The 3,462-nt window shown below is 40.7% G+C and carries 3 protein-coding genes and 1 tRNA gene; all 4 read left to right on the forward strand.

Features of this window, described 5'->3' with window-relative positions; translation table 11 throughout:
* The first annotated feature begins 136 nt into the window (after positions 1-136).
* The 4 genes from efp (at position 137) to G586_RS0116840 (ending at position 3,330) form a co-directional block, all read left to right on the forward strand.
* Entirely contained in the window at positions 137-694 is a 558-nt protein-coding gene (gene efp, locus G586_RS0116825) for an elongation factor P (RefSeq protein ID WP_026528640.1), read from the forward strand.
* 123 nt (positions 695-817) lie between these two features.
* The gene (locus G586_RS0116830) at positions 818-1,738 is read left to right on the forward strand and encodes a DUF5688 family protein (protein ID WP_026528641.1); all 921 of its coding nucleotides are present in this window, start codon (positions 818-820) and stop codon (positions 1,736-1,738) included.
* Between the two features lie 32 nt (positions 1,739-1,770).
* Positions 1,771-1,842: transfer RNA gene (locus tag G586_RS0116835), tRNA-Arg, on the forward strand.
* Positions 1,843-1,869: 27 nt separating this feature from the next.
* Positions 1,870-3,330, forward strand: coding sequence for an SH3 domain-containing protein (locus G586_RS0116840; protein ID WP_026528642.1), 1,461 nt, complete (start codon positions 1,870-1,872; stop codon positions 3,328-3,330).
* Positions 3,331-3,462 lie beyond the last annotated feature (132 nt).

Consider the following 3,462-nt stretch of genomic DNA (forward strand, 5'->3'; position numbering starts at 1 on the left):
GACATGGTCTTAAGGGATATTTGGAAGCTATAGATTTTTGCCTCGACAGGAATTAATACAAAAAGGTGTTGAAAATTCAATTTCTTTAGTATAATATTAACTAGTTGTTTGATTTGTATTTATTAGGAGGATTTTTATGATTTCTGCAAGTGATTTCAGAAACGGTATGACCATCGAAATCGATGGCAATGTATGTCAGATAATAGAATTCCAGCATGTAAAACCCGGTAAGGGCGCAGCATTTGTAAGAACAAAGCTTAAGGATATCATCAATGGCGGTGTTAAGGAAACAACCTTCCGTCCTACAGAGAAGTTCCCTGCAGCACGTATCGATCGTAAGGATATGCAGTATCTTTATGCTGATGGTGATCTTTTCAACTTCATGGATAATGAGTCCTATGAGCAGATTTCTCTTACAAAGGATCAGGTAGGCGATTCTATGAAATATGTTAAGGAGAATGAGACAGTTCAGGTTAACTCATACAATGGCAACGTATTTGCTATTGAGCCTCCGCTTTTCGTAGAGCTTGCTATTTCTGAGACAGAGCCCGGCTTCAAGGGTGATACAGCTACAGGTGCTACAAAGCCTGCTACTGTTGAGACTGGTGCTGTTGTTCAGGTTCCGCTTTTCGTTAACGAAGGTGACGTTATCAAGATTGATACAAGATCAGGAGAATACCTCTCCAGAGTTTAATTTACCGTTTGACTGAAAAATTGTATTTATAGACTTGTAAGGCAATGAAAGTAATTATTTATCTTTCATTGCCTTTTTTGTGTCTATTTTCAGTAAATTTAATTTGAAAGGTAAATAGGATAAATGGTAAGAAAAGAGAAGTTTTATAATGAAGTTATGGAAAGGGCAAAAGAATATTACAAAGATAGAGCAAGGGTTTCCATGCATGAGGTTACAAAGAACAATGGCCTTAAGAAGACAGGCTTTTGCGTGACTATGATAGGAGGAAACTGTGGCCCTACATTATATCTTGATGAATATTATAAAGAGTTTGAAAACGGAAAGGTTTTTGATAGTGTTTTTAATGATATAATCAAGATGATGGATGCTCACCTTGTACCTGAAAAAATGGATGTTACATTTTTTACGGATTTCGATAGAATATATGATAAGATCTGCTTCAGACTTGTTAATGCCAAGGAAAATGAGGAGAAGCTAAAGGAGTGTCCCCACAGATTGTTGGAGGATCTCGCTGTAGTTTATTATATATCTATGACTTCTTTAGGAATAGAGGGTAGTGTGGCGATTAAGAATGAGCTGATGGAGGTTTGGAAGGCAACGGAAGAGGATCTCTATGAAGCGGCTATGGATAACACTCCAAGGCTATATCCCGCAGAAATCATTACTATGGCCGAATTCTTAAAAAGACGGACAGGACATAGCTTTTTCCCGAATGAAGCTACTTCGAATGGATTTTTGATCGGGAGCAATGACAGGTATACCAATGGGGCGACGATTTTGCTCTACCCCGGACTTCTTAAGGAGGTCGGTGATTTTTTTCAGGACAATTTTTATATCATTCCGTCATCCATACATGAAATATTGTTCATGAAGGAACTGTTTTATGGAGATGAGCCCGGAACGCTCGAAGACATGATAAGAAATGTAAACTTGACCTGCGTTTTGCCGGAGGATGTACTCTCAAACAGCCTTTATTACTATGACAGGGCTGCTGAAAATAATATAAAAAAGGTTGAACAGGTCAGAGATACTATGTTATTATAGTCGGGTACGTGTAATAAATCTGTAACAATTATGCACCCGTAGTCTAATGGATAGAACGGAGGCCTCCGACGCCTTTAATGCAGGTTCGATTCCTGTCGGGTGCATCTTTTGTCACAGGAAGGAAATAGATTATGAATTTTAAAGGAATGAATTTTAATAAGAACAGTAAGACGGATAATCCGTTTGCTGCTCAGGACAAGAGGAATTTTTGGGAATTTATCTCTGATAATAAAAAGCTTGTTATGCCGCTTGTATTGATTGTTGCTGTGGCAATTACAATTATCATTGCGCTTAACGCTAATAATAGAACAGTGCCTACTGATACAGATGAAGCACTGGTTACGGTTGATGAGAACGGAAGCTATGTAGTTCCGGAGGTTGACCTTGAGAAAAACGCATATAACGATGTGAACGAACTAATGGCAACATATTTTAGTGCTTATGCAGCCGGAGATATGGATACAATTAAGGGTGTCTATAAGGGACTGGAGTCTACTGAGGAGCTCAGGCTCAAGGAGGTTTCCAAGTATATTTCCGGAATTCCTACAGTTGATGTATATACAAAGCCCGGTCCGATTCCCGGAAGTTATGTTGCTTATGTTTACACTGAAGTGTTATTTGACGGCTATGACACTGCCCTTCCCGGAATGCAGACTATGTATGTTTGCACTGATGAAGAGGGCAAGCTTTTCATAAATGGTGATGTAGTTGACGATAAAGTAACAGATTATATCAGTAATATTTCTCTTCAGGCTGACGTTGTTGATCTAAATAATACGGTAGCCGATGACTATAACAAGATTATTGCTTCCAATGAGAATCTTGCGACATTCCTTTCAGAAATGAGTAAGAAAATTCAGGTATCAGTTGGTGAAGCTCTTGCAGCTATTGAGTCAGGAGACACTTCTGCTCTTGAAGTAACAGCTGAAGAAACCGCTGAGGGCACCGATACCGCCGCTGTAGAAAATCCCGAGACCGCTGAGGCAGGTGCTGAAGGCACAGAAGCTACCGAAGCTGAAGCTGCTCCTGCTGAGGAACAGCCTGCAGAGGAACAACAGCCTGTAACTAAGAAGATTAAGGCTAAGGATGTAGTAAATATCAGAACTTCTGACTCAGAGACAGCTGATAAGATAGCTAAAACTGAGATTGGTCAGGAATTCACACAGCTTGAGGCTCTTGAGAACGGCTGGAGTAAGATTGAATATAATGGCGGAACAGCCTTCGTAAAGACCGAGTATTTCGAAGAGGTATCTGAGGAGCAGCCTGCTGAGGCTGAACAGGTAGCTGAGAATACCGATACCGAGGAGAAGACAGAAGAGAAGACAGAGGAAAAGACGGAAGAAAAGACGGAAGAGAAGAAGGAAGAGACCACAGATAATTCCGGTTCAGTCAGCGTTTATGCAAAGGGCAAGATGACTGTTAAGGAAGCTGTAAAGTTCAGACAGGGTCAGAGTACAGATTCCGAAATTCTTGGAAGCGTATTCCCCGGTGATGTTATCGATGTCAAGGAACAGTATTCTAGCGGTTGGGCTAAGGTAGAGTTCAAGGGCAAGACAGGATATGTAAAATCAGAGTTCCTGGCTGAAAACTAATTTTTTGAATATGACGCGTAGCGGTTTGCCGCTACGCGTTTTTTAGTTTGCGCGCCATGGGCGCACTCTAACAGGTGAAAGTCCTGAACACGCCCAGATAGTGGGAAGTGTATAGCCGAACAGCAAGGGTGT

It is taken from the genome of Butyrivibrio sp. VCD2006, assembly GCF_000423925.1.
Classification (GTDB): domain Bacteria; phylum Bacillota; class Clostridia; order Lachnospirales; family Lachnospiraceae; genus Butyrivibrio.